The organism is Pseudodesulfovibrio aespoeensis Aspo-2 (assembly GCF_000176915.2).
Classification (GTDB): domain Bacteria; phylum Desulfobacterota; class Desulfovibrionia; order Desulfovibrionales; family Desulfovibrionaceae; genus Pseudodesulfovibrio; species Pseudodesulfovibrio aespoeensis.
The window spans coordinates 557,429-575,879 of the sequence record NC_014844.1 but is presented as its reverse complement, the minus strand read 5'-3'; the positions used below and the strand labels follow the sequence as shown (position 1 = coordinate 575,879).

Annotated in this window: 18 protein-coding genes; 8 read left to right on the top strand and 10 right to left on the bottom strand. The window is 65.1% G+C overall.

Annotated elements, in window-relative coordinates; all coding sequences use genetic code 11:
* Position 1 precedes the first annotated feature (1 nt).
* The 3 genes from DAES_RS02685 (at position 2) to DAES_RS02675 (ending at position 3,988) form a co-directional block, all read left to right on the top strand.
* On the top strand, positions 2-1,642 hold the full coding sequence (locus tag DAES_RS02685) for an AMP-binding protein (RefSeq protein WP_013513500.1): 1,641 nt from the start codon (positions 2-4) through the stop codon (positions 1,640-1,642).
* 64 nt (positions 1,643-1,706) lie between these two features.
* On the top strand, positions 1,707-2,255 hold the full coding sequence (locus tag DAES_RS02680) for a helix-turn-helix domain-containing protein (RefSeq protein ID WP_013513499.1): 549 nt from the start codon (positions 1,707-1,709) through the stop codon (positions 2,253-2,255).
* Positions 2,256-2,350: 95 nt separating this feature from the next.
* Positions 2,351-3,988, top strand: coding sequence for an AMP-binding protein (locus DAES_RS02675; protein WP_013513498.1), 1,638 nt, complete (start codon positions 2,351-2,353; stop codon positions 3,986-3,988).
* Positions 3,989-4,358: 370 nt separating this feature from the next.
* Here DAES_RS02675 and DAES_RS02670 read toward each other — a convergent pair whose 3' ends face one another.
* The 7 genes from DAES_RS02670 to DAES_RS02640 all read right to left on the bottom strand — a co-directional run bounded on the left by DAES_RS02670 (position 4,359) and on the right by DAES_RS02640 (position 10,251).
* On the bottom strand, positions 4,359-5,765 hold the full coding sequence (locus DAES_RS02670; RefSeq protein WP_013513497.1) for a hypothetical protein: 1,407 nt from the start codon (positions 5,763-5,765) through the stop codon (positions 4,359-4,361).
* Positions 5,766-5,781: 16 nt separating this feature from the next.
* The gene (locus tag DAES_RS02665) at positions 5,782-6,534 is read right to left on the bottom strand and encodes an outer membrane lipoprotein-sorting protein (RefSeq protein ID WP_013513496.1); all 753 of its coding nucleotides are present in this window, start codon (positions 6,532-6,534) and stop codon (positions 5,782-5,784) included.
* Between the two features lie 21 nt (positions 6,535-6,555).
* Positions 6,556-7,806, bottom strand: a complete 1,251-nt coding sequence (locus DAES_RS02660) for an ABC transporter permease (RefSeq protein ID WP_013513495.1) — start codon at positions 7,804-7,806, stop codon at positions 6,556-6,558.
* Positions 7,799-8,509 (bottom strand): ABC transporter ATP-binding protein, encoded by a 711-nt coding sequence (locus DAES_RS02655; RefSeq protein ID WP_013513494.1) that lies wholly within the window; start codon positions 8,507-8,509, stop codon positions 7,799-7,801. Before DAES_RS02655 ends, DAES_RS02660 begins: the two co-directional genes overlap by 8 nt.
* A 103-nt stretch (positions 8,510-8,612) precedes the next feature.
* Entirely contained in the window at positions 8,613-9,110 is a 498-nt protein-coding gene (locus DAES_RS02650; RefSeq protein ID WP_157864791.1) for a Spy/CpxP family protein refolding chaperone, read from the bottom strand.
* 19 nt (positions 9,111-9,129) lie between these two features.
* Positions 9,130-9,645, bottom strand: coding sequence for an anti-sigma factor family protein (locus DAES_RS16840; RefSeq protein ID WP_013513492.1), 516 nt, complete (start codon positions 9,643-9,645; stop codon positions 9,130-9,132).
* Between the two features lie 48 nt (positions 9,646-9,693).
* A complete protein-coding gene (locus DAES_RS02640) occupies positions 9,694-10,251 on the bottom strand; it encodes an RNA polymerase sigma factor (RefSeq protein WP_013513491.1) in 558 nt (185 codons plus the stop codon).
* A gap of 343 nt (positions 10,252-10,594) precedes the next feature.
* Here DAES_RS02640 and DAES_RS02635 point away from each other — a divergent pair, with 343 nt between their 5' ends.
* Positions 10,595-11,452, top strand: coding sequence for an AraC family transcriptional regulator (locus DAES_RS02635; RefSeq protein WP_013513490.1), 858 nt, complete (start codon positions 10,595-10,597; stop codon positions 11,450-11,452).
* A gap of 31 nt (positions 11,453-11,483) precedes the next feature.
* Here the strand turns inward: DAES_RS02635 and pgl are convergent, their stop codons facing one another.
* The gene (gene pgl, locus DAES_RS02630) at positions 11,484-12,215 is read right to left on the bottom strand and encodes a 6-phosphogluconolactonase (RefSeq protein ID WP_013513489.1); all 732 of its coding nucleotides are present in this window, start codon (positions 12,213-12,215) and stop codon (positions 11,484-11,486) included.
* A gap of 180 nt (positions 12,216-12,395) precedes the next feature.
* Here pgl and DAES_RS02625 point away from each other — a divergent pair, with 180 nt between their 5' ends.
* Positions 12,396-13,130 (top strand): TerC family protein, encoded by a 735-nt coding sequence (locus DAES_RS02625; protein WP_013513488.1) that lies wholly within the window; start codon positions 12,396-12,398, stop codon positions 13,128-13,130.
* Here the strand turns inward: DAES_RS02625 and DAES_RS02620 are convergent.
* Complete coding sequence (locus DAES_RS02620; RefSeq protein WP_013513487.1) at positions 13,115-13,738, bottom strand: class I SAM-dependent methyltransferase; 624 nt, start codon at positions 13,736-13,738, stop codon at positions 13,115-13,117. The genes DAES_RS02625 and DAES_RS02620 overlap by 16 nt on opposite strands.
* 186 nt (positions 13,739-13,924) lie before the next feature.
* Here DAES_RS02620 and DAES_RS02615 point away from each other — a divergent pair, with 186 nt between their 5' ends.
* From DAES_RS02615 to DAES_RS02605, 3 genes are all read left to right on the top strand, one after another.
* Positions 13,925-14,575, top strand: coding sequence for a Crp/Fnr family transcriptional regulator (locus tag DAES_RS02615; RefSeq protein ID WP_013513486.1), 651 nt, complete (start codon positions 13,925-13,927; stop codon positions 14,573-14,575).
* A gap of 145 nt (positions 14,576-14,720) precedes the next feature.
* On the top strand, positions 14,721-16,598 hold the full coding sequence (gene cooS / locus DAES_RS02610; RefSeq protein WP_013513485.1) for an anaerobic carbon-monoxide dehydrogenase catalytic subunit: 1,878 nt from the start codon (positions 14,721-14,723) through the stop codon (positions 16,596-16,598).
* A 102-nt stretch (positions 16,599-16,700) separates the two neighbouring features.
* Complete coding sequence (locus DAES_RS02605; protein ID WP_013513484.1) at positions 16,701-17,477, top strand: ATP-binding protein; 777 nt, start codon at positions 16,701-16,703, stop codon at positions 17,475-17,477.
* Between the two features lie 34 nt (positions 17,478-17,511).
* Here the strand turns inward: DAES_RS02605 and DAES_RS02600 are convergent, their stop codons facing one another.
* Positions 17,512-18,276: a substrate-binding periplasmic protein gene (locus tag DAES_RS02600; RefSeq protein ID WP_013513483.1), complete on the bottom strand. Its 765-nt coding sequence runs from the start codon at positions 18,274-18,276 to the stop codon at positions 17,512-17,514.
* Positions 18,277-18,451: the final 175 nt, after the last annotated feature.

The window sequence follows — 18,451 nt, the reverse complement described above, 5'->3', positions numbered from 1 at the left end:
CATGGCAGCAATCCGAGAAATCACCCTGGGCGCGCTCCTGGACGAGACCGTGGCCAAATACCCGGACACCGAGGCCGTGGTCTACGTGGACCGCGATTTCCACCTGACCTACCGCGAGTTCGGCGCGCTGGTGGACACCCTGGCCAAGGGGCTGATGGCCCTTGGCGTGCAAAGGGGCGAAAAGGTGGCCCTGTGGGCCAACAACGTCCCCTACTGGGTGGCGCTCCAGTTCGCCACGGCCAAGATCGGAGCCATCCTGCTCACGGTCAACACCCACTACCGCTCCCACGAATTCAAGTACCTGCTTGAGAACTCAGAGACCGAGAACCTCTTCATCATCGGCAACTACCGCGACCACGACTACCTGGCCACGATCAACGAGCTGATCCCGGAACTGAAGACCCAGGAACGTGGCCAACTGCGCACCAACAAGTATCCGAAGCTCAAGCGGCTCTTCTACCTCGGCCACGAGAAGCACCGGGGCATGTACTCCATCCCCGAGTTGCAGGCCATGGCCGCCATGGTCACCGACGCCCAGTACCGCGCCCGCCAGGGGGAGCTCGACCCCCACGACGTGGTCAACATGCAGTACACCTCCGGCACCACCGGCTTTCCCAAGGGCGTGCAGCTGACCCACTACAACATCGCCAACAACGGCTACTGGATCGGCAAGAACCAGGATTTCAAACCCGGTGAGCGGCTGTGCCTGCCCGTGCCCCTCTTCCACTGCTTCGGCTGCGTGCTCGGCGTGCTCGCCTGCGTCAACCACGGGGTGACCATGGTCATCCTGGAGGACTACGTCCCCCTCGACGTCATGGCCGCCGTGGATCAGGAAAAGTGCACCGCCCTGTACGGCGTGCCCACCATGTACATCGCCATCCTCGACCACCCGCTCTTCGAGCGGTTCGACTATTCGAGCCTGCGCACCGGCATCATGGCCGGATCGCCCTGCCCGGTGGAGGTCATGAAACGGGTCATGGACAGGATGAACATGAAGGAGATCACCATCTGCTACGGCCTGACCGAATCAAGCCCGGTCATGAGCCAGACCAAGATCGGCGACTCCATCCGCCAGATGACCGAGACCGTGGGCCAGGCCATGCCCGAGGTGGAGATCAAGATCGTGGACCCGGACTCGGGCAGGCGCGTGCCAAACGGCACCCAGGGCGAGATCTGCTGTAGGGGCTACAGCGTCATGGTCGGCTACTACAACAACCCCAAGGCCACCGAGGGTGCCATCGACGACAGAGGCTGGCTCCACTCCGGCGACCTCGGCGTCATGGACGACGACGGCTACCTGTCCATCACCGGCAGGCTCAAGGACATGATCATCCGGGGCGGCGAGAACGTCTACCCGCGCGAGATCGAGGAATTCCTCTACGCCATGGACGGCATCCGCGACGTGCAGGTGGCGGGCGTGCCCAGCCAGAAATTCGGCGAGGAAGTGGGCACCTTCATCATCCTCAAGGACGGCGCGACCATGGAGCCCGAGGATGTCATCGACTACTGCCGGGGCAATATCGCCCGCTACAAGACGCCAAAATACGTGACCTTCCTGACCGCCTACCCCATGACCGCGTCGGGCAAGATCCAGAAATACAAGCTGCGCGAACTGGCCGCCGAACTGTGGCCCGACGCGTAGGAGAGACGTTGACCGTCGCCCGTGGCCGCAATCGGGCATTTTTCAACAGCCGATGGGAGGAACCATGGACCAATACAAGGAAATAGCGCCACGACTGATTGGGCTGCGCGAGAGCATCGGCTGGACCGTCAAGGAAATGGCCGACCTGCTGGGCGTGAGCGAGCAGACCGTGGTCGGCTACGAGTCGGCCACCAACGAGATCCCGGTGGGCTACCTGCTCGATGTCTCGCGCCTGTGCCGAGTGGACCTGACCACCCTCATCTCGGGCCGCGAGCCGCACCTCAAGTCCCACGCCCTGGTGCGCAAGGGCGAGGGCTTCGCCGTGGACCGGCGCAAGGACTACGACTACAAGAGCCTGGGCTACAAGTTCGCCGGGCGGCAGATGGAGCCCTTTCTCATCAGCGTGCCGCCCAAGGACGGCGAAACCATGACCGAGACCAGCCACCGGGGCCAGGAATTCATTTACATGCTCGAAGGCCGCCTCGAACTCAGGCTGGCCGGCGAACCGCTCATCCTCGAAGCCGGGGACTCGGTCTACTTCGACTCGGAGACGCCCCACGCCATGCGCGGCCTGGACAACAGGGACGCGAAGTTCATCGACGTGATTCTCTAGGGCTGGCCGGAAGACTTCGGCCCGCCCGGACCACAGTGTCGAATCCAAGGACAACGGACACCCCTTCAGACACGCAAGCACGGAGACTCACCGCCATGCACACCAAACCCACGTTCACCAGCTACGACGACATGCGGGCCAACTACTGCCTCGACTGCCCCGACGACTTCAACTTCGCCTACGACGTGCTCGACGCCAAGAACCCGGACCAGCCCGCCATGATCCACGTGGACGACACCGGAACCCGGCGCGATCTCGATTTCGGCTTCTTCCAGCAGACTTCCCACCGTTTGGCCAACGCGCTCCTGGCGCGCGGGGTCGGCCCCGGCGACCGGGTCATGCTCATCCTCTACCGCCGGGTGGAATACTGGACCGCCATGCTCGCCCTGCATCGCATCGGGGCTGTGCCCATCCCCTCGCCGTCCCTGCTGACCGCCAAGGACATCACCCAGCGCGTCAACTACGCCAGGATCACCACCATCATCTGCGAGGATTCCATCACCGCGCGCGTGGACGCGGCCCTGCCTGACTGCCCCGGCCTGGGCCTGCGCATCCAGGTGGACGGCTCCCCTGCCGAGGGCTGGCTCGACTTCGAGGCGATCATGGCCCAGGCCGCGCCCCAGTGCCCGCGCACAAAGGCCACGCCCGGCGGCAACGACCCCTTGGTCATCTTCTTCTCCTCCGGCACCACCGGCCTGCCCAAGATGGTGCTGCACAACCACAAGTACCCCTACAGCCACTACACCACGGCCGCGGTCTGGCACGACCTGACCCCAAGCGACATCCACCTGACCCTGTCCGACACCGGCTGGGGCAAGTCCGTGTGGGGCAAGTTCTACGGCCAGTGGATGGCCGATGCCGTGGTCTTTGTCTGGGACTTCCGGGGCAAGTTCGACGCCGACGCCCTGCTGCGCATCATCGCCGACAACCGCATCACCACCTTTTGCGCGCCGCCCACGGTCTACCGCTTCCTGGTCCGCGAGGATCTCGCCAAATACGACCTCTCGGCCCTGCGCCACTGCACCACCGCGGGCGAGCTGCTCAATGATTCGGTCTACCACGCCTGGCACAAGGCGCTCGGCATGCCCATCTATGAAGGCTACGGCCAGACCGAGACCACGCTCCAGGTGGCCACCTTCAAGTTCATGACCCCCAAGCCCGGCTCCATCGGCAAGCCCGTGCCCGGCTGGAACATCGCCCTGCTCGACGAAGCCGGCCAGCCCGTCCCCCAAGGCGAGGAAGGCGAGATCTGCATCAACATAGACTCCCCCGTGCTCGGCCTGTTCGACAACTACATGGACGAGCCGGAAAAAACCGCCTCGGTCAAGTTCGACGGCTGGTACCACACCGGCGACAAGGCCTGGGCCGACGAGGACGGCTACCTCTGGTTCATGGGCCGCACCGACGACCTCATCAAAAGCTCGGGCTACCGCATCGGCCCCTTTGAGGTCGAATCCGCCCTGGTCGCCCACGACGCCGTGGTCGAAGCCGCCGTCACCGGCGTGCCCGACGAGGTGCGCGGCCAGATCGTCAAGGCCACAGTGGTCCTCTCCGCCGGATACCAAGGCTCCGACGAGCTGACCAAGACCCTCCAAACGTTCGTCCGAGAACTCACCGCGCCCTACAAATACCCGCGCATCATCGAATACGTCCCCGAACTGCCCAAGACCATCAGCGGCAAGATCAAACGCAAGGAAATCCGCGAAGCGGACCTGCAAAAATACGCCAACTGACCATCAATGCCTCCGGCGGCCAGAGGGGGGAAACCTCTTGCAAGAGGTTTCCCCCCTCTGGACTCCCCCTTCCAGAACTTTTTGGCGCTCCGCCGCAAGGCGAGACTGCGAGAGCCAGACAACGGAGAGCGGCGGAGAGGGCCTGGATGCACGACAAGACAACCCTCTCCTCTTTTCGCAGGCAAAATATGCTTCAACCATCCAAAATCACACACCTTCACCCGTACCCAGCCCCAGCCCTTAAGCATCCTAAGGTCCAGAAGCTGACCAAGCGAGGGCTACGGCTCTTCGAATCACGGAGCCGCTTGGATCAGCTTCTAGGCCGTGGAGAGCAGGCGGGCGAGCCGGGACAACCTGGCTGGCCGGGCCGTCAGAAATACCAGGTCAGGCGCATTTCGCCCCGCAGGGAATTGAGCTTTTCGCCGTATTCGCTGCCCGCGCCGCCCACCGGGATGATCAGGCGGGGGCGGATCTCCAGGGCGGGCGTGAGCATGTAGGTGGCCTCGGGATTGAGGGTGAAGCTGCCGTCACCGAGGTTGAGGATGGTGGTCAGGGTCGGCGTCAGGTAGAGGATGCCAAAGGGCTCCTTCTGGGACACCCGGAAATATAAATAATCCTGACCAGAACTGCTCTTGTTGTATTTGTTCGAGACCTGTCGCGTCTTCTTGAGCAGCGAGTCCCCTGCCCCGCCGGTGAAATCCGCATACCCTGCGTCGATGGCGGCGTAGTAGTCCGACAGCTCTTCGTGGGAATACCCTTCGCCGTTGTGATAGTATTCCGCGAGGTACGTAGTGTCGTTCTCCGTCAGATAGCGCAGGCCGAGGAGGAAGCTCAGGGCGTCCTGCCTGCGCTTGCCGATGTTCCCGGCCCGGTCCATGGTGGTCTTCTCAAAGTCGAAACGGGTCGAGAATTCGCCGTGGATGGCGAGATTTTCCATCAGGTTGGCGGCGAAATCCACGCCAGCTCGCGTGTCGTAGTTATCTCCCGCCATGACCAGCATGTCGATATCCACATCAAAGAGCAGCAAATACGCCTTGGTCCCGTAGACCAGGGACGAGTCGTCGGCCAGTCCCTGGTTGACGCTGCCGGTGACCGGCAGGACCACCGGGGTAAAGGCCACGGTCTTGAGCGGGCCGTCAAAGCTGGCAATGGCGTCGGCATAGGCCATGACATACCCTTCGCGGGTCTGGTCCGGGTCGTCCACGTCCTTGGCCCGGCTGGCAAAGGCCACCGGGTTCCAGGCATACCCCTTGCCCCACTTGAGCACCTTTTTGCCGCTCTCCAGGGTGAAGGCAGGGGCCGGTCGCCAGGTGACAAAGGCCTCCTCGGCCAGCACCTCCCCTGCCCAGTGCTTGTCCTTCTTGAACAGGGTGACCGACGGGTCGTCGTAGTCGGTCTGGGTCAGGGGCAGCTGGCTCCAGGCCACATCCGCCCGCGGCCTGGCGTAGGCGCTGAAGTCGTTGTAATGAAAGGAAAGCTCGGGCTTGACCCGGACCAGGAAATCGGCTGCCGTGTCCTCCTGGGGATCGTCGTAGTAACGCTGCCGGTAGATGGCGGACGTGTCGTTGATCACCCGGCCCACGGCGCGCAGCTCGGCCTGGCCCCAGACCTCGAACCGGCTCCCCTCTGGCTCAGGGATGGCAAAGTCCATGCTGTAGTCGTGCTCCGCGTCCTGGGCCTGCGCCCAGTCCGCTGCCATAAGCGGCGCCATGAGCGGCGAGAATGCGGCCCAGACCATCACGGCCAGGAACCGCCACGCAGACTGCGCCTCGTGCATGCCCTTCACTCCCTGCCTACCTGAGGGATTCGATGCGCGGCAGATAGGTCAGGGTGAAAACCTCGTCCTTGAACTCGCGGGCTTGCATCCTGGCGAAGATCATGACCGAGAGATACCCCTTGTGCAGGGGGCTGTCGGTCTCCACCACCGCCGGACGGGCCAGGCCGTCGCCAAAATCCGTGGGCTTCTTGAAGCGCAGGGTCTTGATGAGCATGCCCGACGCGGCCAGACACTTGATCTCGGTGGGAACGAGGCGTTCCTTGTCCACCAGCATCTCCAGGCGGTCGTAGGCTATCTCGTTGCTCTTGGCCTTGAGGTGCAGCCGGTAGGCGTTGTCCAGCTCGTCCATGGATTCGGGCGTGTACTCCACGCTGTAGTCAAGGCGCATGATGTCAGCGTTGTTGAAGATGCCGCCGGTCACGGATTGCAGGCTGGTGATGCGCACCGGCTTGCCCACGCTGGGGATGTGCAGCCACATGTTGTCGCCAAGCCTGAGCGTGGCCCGCCCCTTTTCGCTGGACGGCTCCAGGAAGACCGAGGCCACCATGTCCTGCCCCTTCTTGACGGTGTAGAGGGTGTATTCGCGTCGGCTGCCGTCCGGCTCGATGTTGATGAGCTTGCGGTACGATTCGTAGCTGACCGGGGCGAGATTGCGGTCCACGGCCTCAAGCACGGCCTCCGGGGTCATCCCGGCCAGGGCCGGGGCAACCGGCGCGGCCAGGACAAGCGCTGCAAGGACGGCGAAAATAAGACGGGACAAGACATGCATATGATGGCTCCTTGGATGCGGTTATACGTGGCCCAGGGCGTCCACGGGCTCCATGCGGCTGGCCTTCCAGGCGGGCTGCAGGGCGGCCAGGGCCGAGGCGACCAGGACGATGGCGACCACCAGGGCCAGCTCCGGAACGTTGATTTCGGGTTGCAGGACAAGATTGTCCATGCGCGCGAAGGAGAAGGTGACCCCGGAGACCTTGAAGACGAACAGCCCGGCCACGCCGACCAGGAGGCCAAGCGCGGTGCCCAGGATGCCGAGCAGGACGCCTTCGGCCACGAACATCCCCATGATGGTGGAGGGCTGGGTGCCCATGGCCGCGATGGTCCCGATCTCGCGCACCCGCTCGAACACCGACATGAGCATGACGTTGAGCACGCTGATGAGCACGATGGCGACCATGACGATCTTCACGGTGATGAGCATCAGGTCGATCATGCTGGCGATGTTGGCGAACGGCGAGAGCTTGGCCCAGGTGTGCAGCTCCAGGGCGGGCTTGCCCTGCTGGTTGGTGATTGCGTCGATCTGCCGGGTCAGCCGGGCCGCCAGGGCGTCGAGCTTGTCAAAGGACTCGGCGCGGATGACGATCTCGGTCACCTCGCCCGGTTCGGTGCGCAGCAGGGAGCGCGCGTCCTCGATGTGCATGTAGGCGTCCTTGCCGCCCGGCCCCATGATGTCCTCGATGATTCCGGCCACCTCAAACTCCATGCCGTTGACCGAGCCGTCCTTGTTGGTGGCCACGAGCACCACCGAGTCGCCCGGCTTCATCTTGAGGCTGGTGGCCACCTTCTGGGGAATGACCACCTGCCCGCGTCCGAGCAGGGGTTCTCCCGGCGCCGCGCCCTCGGCGATGCGCCCTGGCAGGGCCGTGCACACGGCGACCTCTTTCTCCGGATCAATGGCCGAGAGCCGGATGTTGGTGCTTTCCAGATAGTTGCTGAGCACCGCCCCGAACTTGAGTCGGGGCGCATAGGCCGCCACGCCCTCGGTCTGGTCGAGAATGTCGGCCATCTGCTGGTAGCCTTTGGCCTTGAGATTCATGTTCAGGGGCGTGGTGTCGATGGACGAGACATAGCCGCGCTTGTGGATCTGCATGTGCCCCAGGCTCGAATCGGTGATGATGCCGATCATCATGGACTTGAACGACCCGGCCAGCCCGGAGAAGATCACCACCAGGGCCACGCCCAGGACGATGAGCAGCGAGGTCAGGGCGGTTCTGCGCTTGTAGCGGGTCAGGTTGCGCAACGCGATCTTGAGGATGCTACCCATGGTGGTGTCCTCCCTGCATTGCCGAAATATTGCCCGTGAGCCTGCCGTCCTCGATACCGTGAACCACGTCGGCGTGTTCCACGATGCGCGGGTCGTGGGTGGAAAAGACAAAGGTGGTGCCAAAGGCGTCGCGCATCTCGCGCATCAGGGTGATGATCCGGTGCGCGGTGTCGTGGTCCAGGTTGGCCGTGGGCTCGTCGGCCAGCACCACCGCCGGATTGGTCACCAGCGCCCTGGCCACGGCCACCCGCTGTTTCTGCCCGCCCGATATCTGGTCGGGCCGCTTGTCCTTGTGGTCAAGCATGCCCACGGCCTCCAGCACGCGCAGCACCCGCTCGCGCCGCTCCGGGGCCGGGGTCTTGCGGATGACCAGCAGGGGATATTCGACGTTTTCATAGACCGTCAGCACCGGGATGAGGTTGAACGACTGAAAGATGAACCCCAGGTGTTCGCCGCGAAAGGCAGCGGCCTGCCGCCTGCCCAGAGAGCCGAGCAGGGTCCCGTCGATGCGCGCCTCGCCCGCAGTGGGCTTGTCCATGCAGCCGAGGATGTTGAGCAGCGTGGTCTTGCCGCTGCCCGACGGCCCCACAAAGGTCACCAGCGTCCCGGCCTCGATGGAGACCGTGACCTCGCGCAGAGCCACGGACTCCACTTCGCCGGTAACGTATGTTTTTGAAATGTGGTCAAGTTCGATGAGCGCCATGGTCGGCTCCTCTGGTTGCGTGTTGGGCGGTCATAATAGGACAACGGATTTCCAGGGCATCATACCCCATTCTCGTTGTCAGGGGAAACAAATCGGCGGACGGCTACTCCCGTTCCATGCCGGAACCCAAGCCCCCTCTTCCCGGCATCCCGGCCCCAGGGCGTTCGCTGCGGGCGCGGATGCTGGCGATCAGGATCTGGTACTGCTCCCTGGAGAGCATGGCCCGCGCCTCGATGAGCAAGTCCACCACCGCGTCCTTCATCCGGGCCTGTCCGTCGAGTATCCGCTGCTGCGCGGCCTGGATGGCCGCCTTGTCCAGATTCTCGGCGGCCAGCAGGTCGAGCAGGCGCTCCCGCTCCATGCGCACGACCCGGCGCGTCGCCCCCGCCTCCTCGCTGAATCGGGCGGCAAAGGCGGCGAGCTGTTCCCGCTGTTCAGGCGTGGCGTCCAGCTCGTCGAACAAGGCCACGGCCACCAGACCGTGGCCGGTGCCGCGCAGCACGGGTGGCGGGTCGAACATGTCCGGCATGGCCCGGACCGCCCAGAAGGCGACAAAGGCGATGTTCAGGCACAGGGAGAGGACAAGCAGGGATCTTCGCATGAGTGTGGACATCATTTCCTCACAGGTCGCGGACCGACTGGTCGCCGGTCAACAGGTCGCCGGTCAACAGGTCGAGTGTCGCGGCTTCGATGGACGCGCCCGGCAGCGCGCCAAACGTGTCAAAGAGTTCCGGGCGGGCTTCATGGGCAGTCTGCGTGGCCGATTCGCCCGGCGCATGGCTGGTCCAGCCCATGAACCCGCCGATGACGATGACCGCGCACAGGGTGGCTGCGGTCAGGCTGCCGTCGAGCCAGGAGACGGCGCGAATCTCATAGATCCAGGCCCGGACAACGGCGGGCAGGAAGGACCGTTGCCGGTCGGCGGCCCCGGCCAGTATGCGCGCGGTCAGACCGTGGGGCACGGGCGCTGCCCCAAGGGCGCGCAGGACCGGAGCCAGTCCCTTGAGCTCGTCGAGGACGGCCCGGCAGGCCGGACACCCGGCCAGATGACGTTCGCACTCCCGCTGGTCCTGGTCGGCAAGTTCGCCGTCCAGGTAGGCCCCGAGCCGGGCGCGGTGTTTGTTACAGCCTGTCATGATGCACGATCCTTGTGGGTAAACGACTGAAAAAAGAAAAACCCCCGGTCAGGGGGCAAAAAAATCGCGCTGGTCGCAAAGCAGGGTTTTCAAACGTTCACGCGCCCTGGCCAACAGCCGTTCCACGCCCTTGGGCGTGGTGTCCAGGGCCATGGCGATTTCGTCGTAGGCCAGGTCTTCGTAGTAGCGAAGGACCACGGCCATGCGCTGGTTCGGGGCCAGGATGTCGAGGGCGGTGCGCACGGCCAGGGCGGTTTCCCGCTGTATCAGGGCTTCGCGCCCGTCCGGGGCTGGATCAGCGATATCTGGGACCGTGTCCGTGAACAGCGGCTCTTTCTTCTTCACCCGGTCCAGGCACAGGCGGGTGACGATGCGCGACAGATAGCCCGTAAAGCGCGCCTCGTGGCGATAGCGGCCCGCCGCGTCCAGCAGGCGCAGGAAGGCGCTCTGCACGATGTCCGCAGCCTCGGCCTCGTCGCCCAGAAAGCGGTGGGCCACCCGCCAGGCCCAGGCCTGATGGCGCCGGACGATCTCGCCAAAGGCGTGCAGGTCGCCCTGGGCGACCGCCTGCATCAACTGCGCGTCGTCCCTGGCGCGTTCAGGCAATGCAGCCTCCCCCGCACCTGGTGCCGCGGCGCAGTCCTGTCAGCCGCGCCCGCGCACAGGCCGGGACACCCCAGGGAATCGGCACGATCATATCCGCCTCCACCGCGAACCGCTTTATTTCATTTAAGTCGTCGCGCAGATACAGTGGTGAACGTCGTGCCCGGTGTCAAGGCACGCGTTCCCACGGCCCGTCCTCCCAGCCCTTGATCCAGGGGCCTTGTCAGTGAGAAGCGGGGTGATTTTTTGCGCAATGCAGGGCACGATCCCGACACGCTTCGACCGGGCCTGCGAATGCGCAAAAACGGTCAAGCGGCAGCGACCACGCCATGACACAAGGAGACCCATGCGCACGACAAAAGAGGAAACCAAGAAGGATCATGCGGAGCGGATGGACCGGGTGCTCGAACACATCCAGGCCCATCTCGACGACCCGATGCAACTGCTTGACCTGGCCGACATCGCCTGTTTCTCGCCGTATCATTTTCACCGCATCTTCAGCGGCATGATCGGCGAATCGGTGAAATCCCACATCAGGCGGCTTCGCCTGGAGCGGGCGGCCATCACGCTGAAGCTCGGCGAGGCTCCGGTGACGGACATCGCGTTCCAGGCCGGGTTCGAGACCCACGAGTCCTTCACCCGCGCGTTCAACGCCATGTTCGGCCTTTCTCCCCAGCGGTTTCGTCAGGCGCACCATGGGACCCTTGATCACAAACACTGCAACTACTGGAAGGAGATTGTCATGGAAGCATCAGTCGTGAATCTTGAGGAAATGAACGTCGTTTTCGTCCGCCACACCGGCCCCTACAAGGATTGCAACCATGCCTGGTCCACCCTCTGCGGCTGGGCCGGCCCCAGGGGGCTCGTCAATGCCGATGCGCGGATACTGGCCCTCTGCCACGACGACCCCGATGTCACGCCCGAGGACAAGATCCGCTATGACGCGTGCATCACGGTCGCCGGACAGACAGAGGTGCAGGCTCCCATCGGGATGAAAACCATTGCTGGCGGGCGGTACGCCAAGACCCTTCACAAGGGGCCGTACTCGGACCTCCACAAGACCTATGCCCAGCTGTGCGGCCAATGGGCCCCGCAGAACGGATGCGAGGCCGATGCCGGGGCAAGCATCGAGATATACCTCAACACCCCGGACAAGACCGCGCCCGAAGAGCTGCGCACCGAGGTCTATGTTCCCTTGAAATAATGCGCCTAGCCCCGCCCGCCCCGGTGCAGGTCTAGTCTGACCGACCGGGGCCGGCGGCGGCCTCGTCGAGATACCAGAGGGTCTGCTCCGCGGCCACGCGGGCCGCCGGGTAGCGGGCCGGAGCTGTTGGATCGTGCCTGATTTGATCGACCAGGGCGCGCTTGTCCTGCCCGGCCACCAGAAAGAGGGCCGTGCGGGCCGCGCCCAGCACCGGCAGGGTCATGGTCACGCGCTCCACGCGCGGCTCCATGTCCGGGGCGGGTACAGGCTCGGCCCAGGCGGCGGAGTCCAGCTCGGGCCGGCCCGGAAAGAGCGAGGCGGTGTGGCCGTCGAGCCCCATGCCCAGCAGGACGAGATCGAACCGGGGCGGGGCACTCTCGCCAAAACATTCGGCCAGATCAAGCCGCAGCTCCAGGGCCGCGTCCACCGCGCCCAGCTCGCCCCGGATACGCACGAGATTGGCCTCTGGCACGGGCACGCGGGAGAGGAGCCGTTCGCGCGCCAGCCGGAAATTGCTCAGCTCGTGTTCCGGCCCCACGGCCCGGTCGTCGCCCCAGAATATCAGGGTCCGGTCCCAGGGAATCGACCCCCGGCAAGGCTCCCCGGCCAGCAGCTCCATGAGCCGCACCGGGCCGCTGCCCCCGGACAGGGCCAGGGTGAACCGGCCCCGCGCCTCGAGCGCCCTGTGGGAAAGACCGACGATGAGCGACGCCGCCGCCCGGCTCTGGGCCTCGACATCCGCGAAGACATGAAATTCCGCCATGGGTTCCCTCCGGCGACCTGGGCAACAGATGCGCCCGGCCAATGGGCCGGACCTTTGCACCACCAGCGCGGTCGCGTCAAGATTTCCCGTGAAATTATAAGACCCCAGGCGGAACGCCCGTTGATTTTCGCAGGCACCGGGCGCATGGTTCGCGATGACGGATCAAACGCGGAGGCAGGCATGCTCGAAGGATTGTGGACCCTTGAAAACATGGTGGCCCTGGTCACCCTGGCCGGGCTTGAGATCGTGCTCGGCATCGACAACATCGTCTTTGTGGTGGTCATCACCAACAAACTGCCCGAAGCGGTGCGCGCCAACGCCCGGCGGCTGGGCATCGGGCTGGCCATGGTCACGCGCCTGGCCCTGCTGCTGGTCATCAGCGCCATCATGGGGCTGACCGCGCCCCTGTTCTCGGTCTTCGACCATGCGGTCTCGGGTCGCGACATCGTCCTGCTGGCCGGAGGGCTGTTCCTGCTGGCCAAGGCCACCCACGAGATCCACGACAAGCTGGAGGAATCAAACGGGCTGGGAGGCATGGTCCGCACCCGCTACTCCTATGCCAGCGCCATCATCCAGATCGCCCTGCTCGACATGGTTTTTTCGCTCGATTCGGTCATCACCGCCGTGGGCATGGCCAAGCACCTGACGGTCATGGTCGCGGCCATCGTCATCGCGGTGGCGGTCATGCTCTTCTTCGCCGGACCGGTCAGCGCGTTCGTCTCCAAACATCCCACGGTCCAGATGCTCGCCTTCTCCTTCCTGCTCCTGGTGGGCATCTTTCTCATGGCCGAGGGCATGCACAAACACATCGACCGGGGCTACATCTACTTTGCCATGGCCTTCTCGCTCTTCGTCGAATTCCTCAACCTCAGAATCAAGAAGAAGCGCGACCGGGCCGGTCAGACCACGGCCTGATACAGCCCGACCCAGCCGCCCATGAACCGGGTGCGCAGCGCGCCCGGCGCAGGCCCGGCAGCCAGCCCGGCCCGGCGCAGAAACGGACCGCTGCCTCCGCCCGCCATATAGCGGCTGAAACAGTCGTGGTGCGCCCGTCCGGCCAACCGCTCGACCAGGGTTATGGCCAGCCCGGTCAGCCATGCACCCCGAACCACCCGATAGTCGGCCACCAGGATGGCCCCGCCCGGCACGACCAGCCGGCGCGCCTCGGCCAGCATGGCCAGCCCTGTTTCCGGCGGCTTTTCGTGCAGGGCAAAGCTGATCACGCACCCGGCAAACGCGCCGCCAGCCAGCCCGGTGGCCGTGGCGTCGCCGAGCAGGAACCTCGCGCCGCCATGACGGGCGCGCGCCCGGTCGAGCATGGCCGGGGAAAGGTCCACGCCTATGGCCTCACGACCGGTCCGGGCCACCATACCGGCCACCACCCCGGTGCCGCAGCACAGATCGACCACCGGGCCGTCCCCGGCCACTGCGCGCAGGGCCTCGACCAGGGCCGCATGCACCGGGCGCAGAAACGGACCGACCACCGTGTCGTACAGGGGAGCGATGCGGGCGTACTCGTCCATCAGGTCCGCCCGGCTCCCCGGATGGCGGGCAGGGATTTCATGTCGGAAACAGTCATGCCTCCACCCTTGCCCAGGACCCGCCCCAGTTCAATACAAAAGAAGAAGGCAGGACAGCCAGGTCCATTGGACGCGCAGGCCCGCGCCGTGCTATGATTGCGGCAGTGACCCACATCCGGGAGGGCATGCATGAAATTCACGGGAGTCAACCTGCTCGACGAGCTGGGGCGGGACGAACTTGGCGAGCTGCGGAATGTCTTCCGAGAGCGGGCATGGTCCAAGGGCGCCATCATCTTCGACGCCGACGAGACGGACAACCTCGTCTTCATCATCGCCGAGGGGCGGGTGCGCGTCTACCTGGCCTACGAGGACAAGGAGTTCACCCTGGGCATCCTCGGGCCGGGCGACCTCTACGCCACCCACGCCGGGTGCTATGTGCAGGCATTCGACGACACCCGACTGCTGCTGGCCGACGTGCAGTCCGTAAAACGGTGCATGACCGAGATGCCGGTCTTCACCCGGACCATGGTCCGGGTGCTGGGCAACATCCTCCAGAACACTTTTTCCATCATCGGCGGCCTCGCCTTCAAGGACATCTACGACCGGCTCATGGACTACATCCTCATCGAGGCCCAGGACAACGGCGTGCCCGAGGGCGACGGGCTGACCATCTCCCTGGGTCTGACCACGGAGCAGCTGGCCCAGCTCCTGGGGGCCACCCGGCAGACCGTCTCCACCCTGCTCAACGACATGGTCCGGGCCGGATTCATGGAAAAACGCGGACGCGGACGCTTCCACATCCCCAGCCTCGACGCCCTGAAACGGGCCGCCGCAGGCTGATCCGCCCCTTTTTCGCTTTTCCGACCTCTTTTGTCGGCTATCCGACAGACACAGGCCGCGCCGACGCCTATCCTGAAGATTCAATTGGGTTGCGATCATCAACAGACCGCGCGATTCGTGCGGCTCCAGGAATTCGGAGGTAGAAATGGCAAAGGAACCAAGACCCGTCGAAGAACTCTCCATCTGGGAAGATGCCAGGGCCATGATCAGGAAGGCCAGGAAGGAAGGCATCGAGACCGTGCACGAGCGGCTGGACCAGCAGACGCCCCACTGCAAATTCTGCGAACTGGGCACCACCTGCCGCAACTGTACCATGGGGCCTTGCCGCATCAGTGCAAAGGCCCCGCGAGGCGTATGCGGCGCAGACGCGGACGTGGTGGTGGCGCGCAACTTTGGCCGCTTCGTGACAGGCGGCGCGGCGGGCCACTCGGACCATGGCCGCGACCTGATCGAAGTGCTTGAGGCCATCGTCGAGGGCGAGACCAAGGACTACCGCATCACCGACGAGCCCAAGCTCAGGGCCATTGCCGCCGAGATCGGCGTGGCCACCGAGGGCCGGACAGTCATGGAGGTGGCCCGCGATGTCATGGACGCCTTCTATGCCGACTTCGGCAGCCGCCGCAAATCCATCAGCTTCCTGTGCCGCGTGCCCGAAAAGCGCAAGGCCATCTGGGCCAAGCTGGGCATGACCCCGCGCGGCGTGGACCGCGAGATCGCGGAGATGATGCACCGCACCCACATGGGCTGCGACAACGACGCCCCCAACACCATGATCCATGCGGCGCGCACTGCCCTGGCCGACGGCTGGGGCGGGTCCATGATCGGCACCGAGCTGTCGGACGTGATCTTCGGCACTCCCACGCCCAAGATGTCCACGGCCAACCTCGCGGTGATCAAGAAGGATCAGGTCAACATCCTGGTCCACGGCCACAACCCTGTGGTCTCGGAGATGATCCTGGCCGCGGCCCGCGAGCCGGAGCTGATCGAGCAGGCCAAAAAGCTCGGGGCCACGGGCATCAACGTGGCCGGACTGTGCTGCACGGGCAACGAGCTGCTCATGCGCCAGGGCATCCCCATGGCAGGCAACCACCTGATGACCGAGCTGGCCATCATCACCGGCGCGGTAGAGGCCGTGGTGGTGGACTACCAGTGCATCATGCCGAGCCTGGTCCAGATCTCGGGCTGCTACCACACCAAGTTCATCGACACCGCAGCCAAGGCGCGCTTCACCGGGGCCATTCACTTCGACATCCACCCGCACAACGCCATGGAACAGGCACGGAAGATCGTCGGGCTGGCCGTGCAGGGATTCGTTGAGCGCGATCCGGGCCGGGTGGACATCCCAGGCGAACCCGTGGACATCATGACCGGATTCTCCAACGAGGCGGTCATCAAGGCCCTGGGCGGCTCGCTCGACCCGCTGATCCAGGCCATTGCCAGCGGCGACATCCGGGGCGCGGTGGGCATCGTGGGCTGCAACAACCCCAAGTTCAAGCAGGACTCCATGAACGTGGGCCTGGCCAAAGAGCTGATCAAAAAGGACATCCTGGTCCTGGTGACCGGCTGCGTGACCACGGCGGCGGGCAAGGCCGGGCTGCTCCTGCCCAGCGCCATCGATCAGGCCGGTCCCGGCCTGCGCAAGATCTGCGGGTCGCTGGGCATCCCGCCGGTGCTGCACTACGGCTCCTGCGTGGACAATGCGCGCATTCTCCAGCTCTGCGCCGCCCTGGCCAACGGGCTGGGCGTGGACATCTCGGACCTGCCCGTGGGCGCGTCCTCGCCCGAGTGGTATTCGGAAAAGGCGGCGGCCATCGGGCTCTACGCCGTGGCCAGCGGCATCTACACCCACCTGGGCCATCCGCCCAACATCCTCGGCTCCGAGACGGTCACCAACCTGGCCGTTTCCGGCCTGGAGGATCTGGTGGGTGCGTGCTTTGTCATCGAGCCCGACCCGGTCAAGGCAGCGGAACTCTTTGACATCCGCATCAGGGCCAAGCGCAAGGGGCTGGGGCTGAGCGAATAGGCATGACTTCGGACGACGGCGGGAGGGGCGGCGGCGGGAAAACCCCGTGCGCCCCCCCCGCCGCCATGCTGGCTGAACCTCGATAAGGACACAGGAGCGCGCATGAAGATCGCCTTTGCGGGCAAGGGCGGGGTGGGCAAGACCTCGCTGGCCGCCTGGATGGCCGACCTGCTGGCCCGCAGCGGCCACAACGTCTGGATGATCGATGCCGACACCGCCCTGTCGCTGGGGCAGGCGTCGGGCCTGCCCGCCGGGGCGTTGCCCGAGCCGCTGGTGCGCCGGGCCGATCTCGTGCGCGAACGCATCCACGCGGGCGGGTTTCTTGACCTCAACCCGGACGTGGGCGACCTGCCCGAGACCCTGGCCGTGGACGTGCCCCTGGGCGGCGCGCCCCTGCCCGGCGTGGCCGCGGGACGCAAGCGGCTCCTGGTCATGGGCGCGGTGACCAACGCGGGCGGCGGCTGCGCATGCGACGCCAACGCCCTGCTCAAGGCGGTGCTGGCCCATCTGGTCATGGACCGCGACGAATGGGTGCTGGTGGACCTCGAAGCCGGGGTGGAGCATCTGGGCCGTGGCACCGTGGCCCATGTGGACGGGCTGGTGGTGGTCAGCGAGCCGAGCATGCGCAGCCTGCTGACCGGGGCCGAGGTGGGACGCATGGCCCGCGACCTGGGCCTGAACAATCAGGTGCTGGTGGTCAACCGCCACGCCGGGGGCGAGGTGCCCGACCTGCCCGGACTGCCCGAGCGGTCGATCCTCATGCCGCCCCTGCCCGGCCTTGTCAGACGGCAGATGACCGACGCCTCGGTCCTCGCGCTGCCTGAAACCGACATCGTGGACGCGGCCCTGACCCGCGTACTCGCACTGCTGGGAGGCTGACGGACTCCGGGCCGGGTTGGCTCCACAGCCAAACCTATTGCGGGGCCGTCTCCTTGAAAAAGCGCGCGGCCACGGCGTCCAGCGCGCCCTCGCGCACCAGCTCGTCCATGACCCGGCTGAATTCCTCAAGCCGGTCAGCATGGACCGACCGTTTGGACAGCACCATGTAAACATCCTGGTGGTCCCGGTGGACATACGTTGCCTTGACCACCGTGTTGCCCAGCCCGAGCTGGGCCACGCGATACACTCCGGCGGTCTCGGTCATGACCACGGCGTCGATCCGCCCAGCCAAGAGCATCCTGAAATTCAGGTCATAGGAAGTGACCGGATGCTTGAATATCCGCGTGTCGTCGTCAAATCCGGGGTAGTAGCGCCCGCCCAGGACCGTACCCACGCGCAGACCGTAGAGGTCCTCGTGCCGGGCAATGGTGTTCTCGCGTCCCTTGAGCACGAAGAAAGCCTTGCTCGTCTCGTGCTTGTAGGCCGGTTCGATGTAGTGCAGATAGGCTTCGCGCTCCGGCCTGCGCAGCACGCCGATCATGGCGTCCACATCGCCGCTCTCCGTCAGCTTGAGACCCCGCTTGAAGGGATAGTGAACATACTCCACGGTCAACCCCATCCGCGCGGCCAGCATGTTCAGGAATTCGACATCGATGCCCGTCGGTTCGCCCTTGGGACCGAGCACTTTCCACGGGGGCAGGTCGTTGAAGGACACGCGCAGCACCCCGCCATCAGCCAGGACAGGGGGACAGAAACCCAAAGCGGCCAGGGCAACCAGGGCAAGAACAAATCCCGCCAATGACCACCCTCGCGCAGCACCCCCTGCCGCAGCATCACCCCATGCCCGGCACTGGCCGGGAACGGTTTTCCCTGTCTCCCGCATTCAGCTCCTCTTGCACCCAGGTATCGCACCAAAAATGGCTGGGCATTATGCCAACCTACCAGCATTCAATGGAATGTCAACACGCTGCCGC

Excerpts from the sequence above, each read along its gene's own strand:
- DAES_RS02620 (WP_013513487.1), bottom strand. The coding sequence starts at position 13,738 with ATGGACGAGTACGCCCGCATCGCTCCCCTGTACGACACGGTGGTCGGT.
- DAES_RS02650 (WP_157864791.1), bottom strand. The coding sequence starts at position 9,110 with ATGCGAAGATCCCTGCTTGTCCTCTCCCTGTGCCTGAACATCGCCTTT.
- DAES_RS02625 (WP_013513488.1), top strand. The coding sequence starts at position 12,396 with ATGCTCGAAGGATTGTGGACCCTTGAAAACATGGTGGCCCTGGTCACC.
- DAES_RS02670 (WP_013513497.1), bottom strand. The coding sequence starts at position 5,765 with ATGCACGAGGCGCAGTCTGCGTGGCGGTTCCTGGCCGTGATGGTCTGG.
- DAES_RS02655 (WP_013513494.1), bottom strand. The coding sequence starts at position 8,509 with ATGGCGCTCATCGAACTTGACCACATTTCAAAAACATACGTTACCGGC.
- DAES_RS02660 (WP_013513495.1), bottom strand. The coding sequence starts at position 7,806 with ATGGGTAGCATCCTCAAGATCGCGTTGCGCAACCTGACCCGCTACAAG.
- DAES_RS02665 (WP_013513496.1), bottom strand. The coding sequence starts at position 6,534 with ATGCATGTCTTGTCCCGTCTTATTTTCGCCGTCCTTGCAGCGCTTGTC.
- DAES_RS02605 (WP_013513484.1), top strand. The coding sequence starts at position 16,701 with ATGAAGATCGCCTTTGCGGGCAAGGGCGGGGTGGGCAAGACCTCGCTG.
- DAES_RS02675 (WP_013513498.1), top strand. The coding sequence starts at position 2,351 with ATGCACACCAAACCCACGTTCACCAGCTACGACGACATGCGGGCCAAC.
- pgl (WP_013513489.1), bottom strand. The coding sequence starts at position 12,215 with ATGGCGGAATTTCATGTCTTCGCGGATGTCGAGGCCCAGAGCCGGGCG.
- cooS (WP_013513485.1), top strand. The coding sequence starts at position 14,721 with ATGGCAAAGGAACCAAGACCCGTCGAAGAACTCTCCATCTGGGAAGAT.
- DAES_RS16840 (WP_013513492.1), bottom strand. The coding sequence starts at position 9,645 with ATGACAGGCTGTAACAAACACCGCGCCCGGCTCGGGGCCTACCTGGAC.
- DAES_RS02615 (WP_013513486.1), top strand. The coding sequence starts at position 13,925 with ATGAAATTCACGGGAGTCAACCTGCTCGACGAGCTGGGGCGGGACGAA.
- DAES_RS02685 (WP_013513500.1), top strand. The coding sequence starts at position 2 with ATGGCAGCAATCCGAGAAATCACCCTGGGCGCGCTCCTGGACGAGACC.
- DAES_RS02680 (WP_013513499.1), top strand. The coding sequence starts at position 1,707 with ATGGACCAATACAAGGAAATAGCGCCACGACTGATTGGGCTGCGCGAG.
- DAES_RS02635 (WP_013513490.1), top strand. The coding sequence starts at position 10,595 with ATGCGCACGACAAAAGAGGAAACCAAGAAGGATCATGCGGAGCGGATG.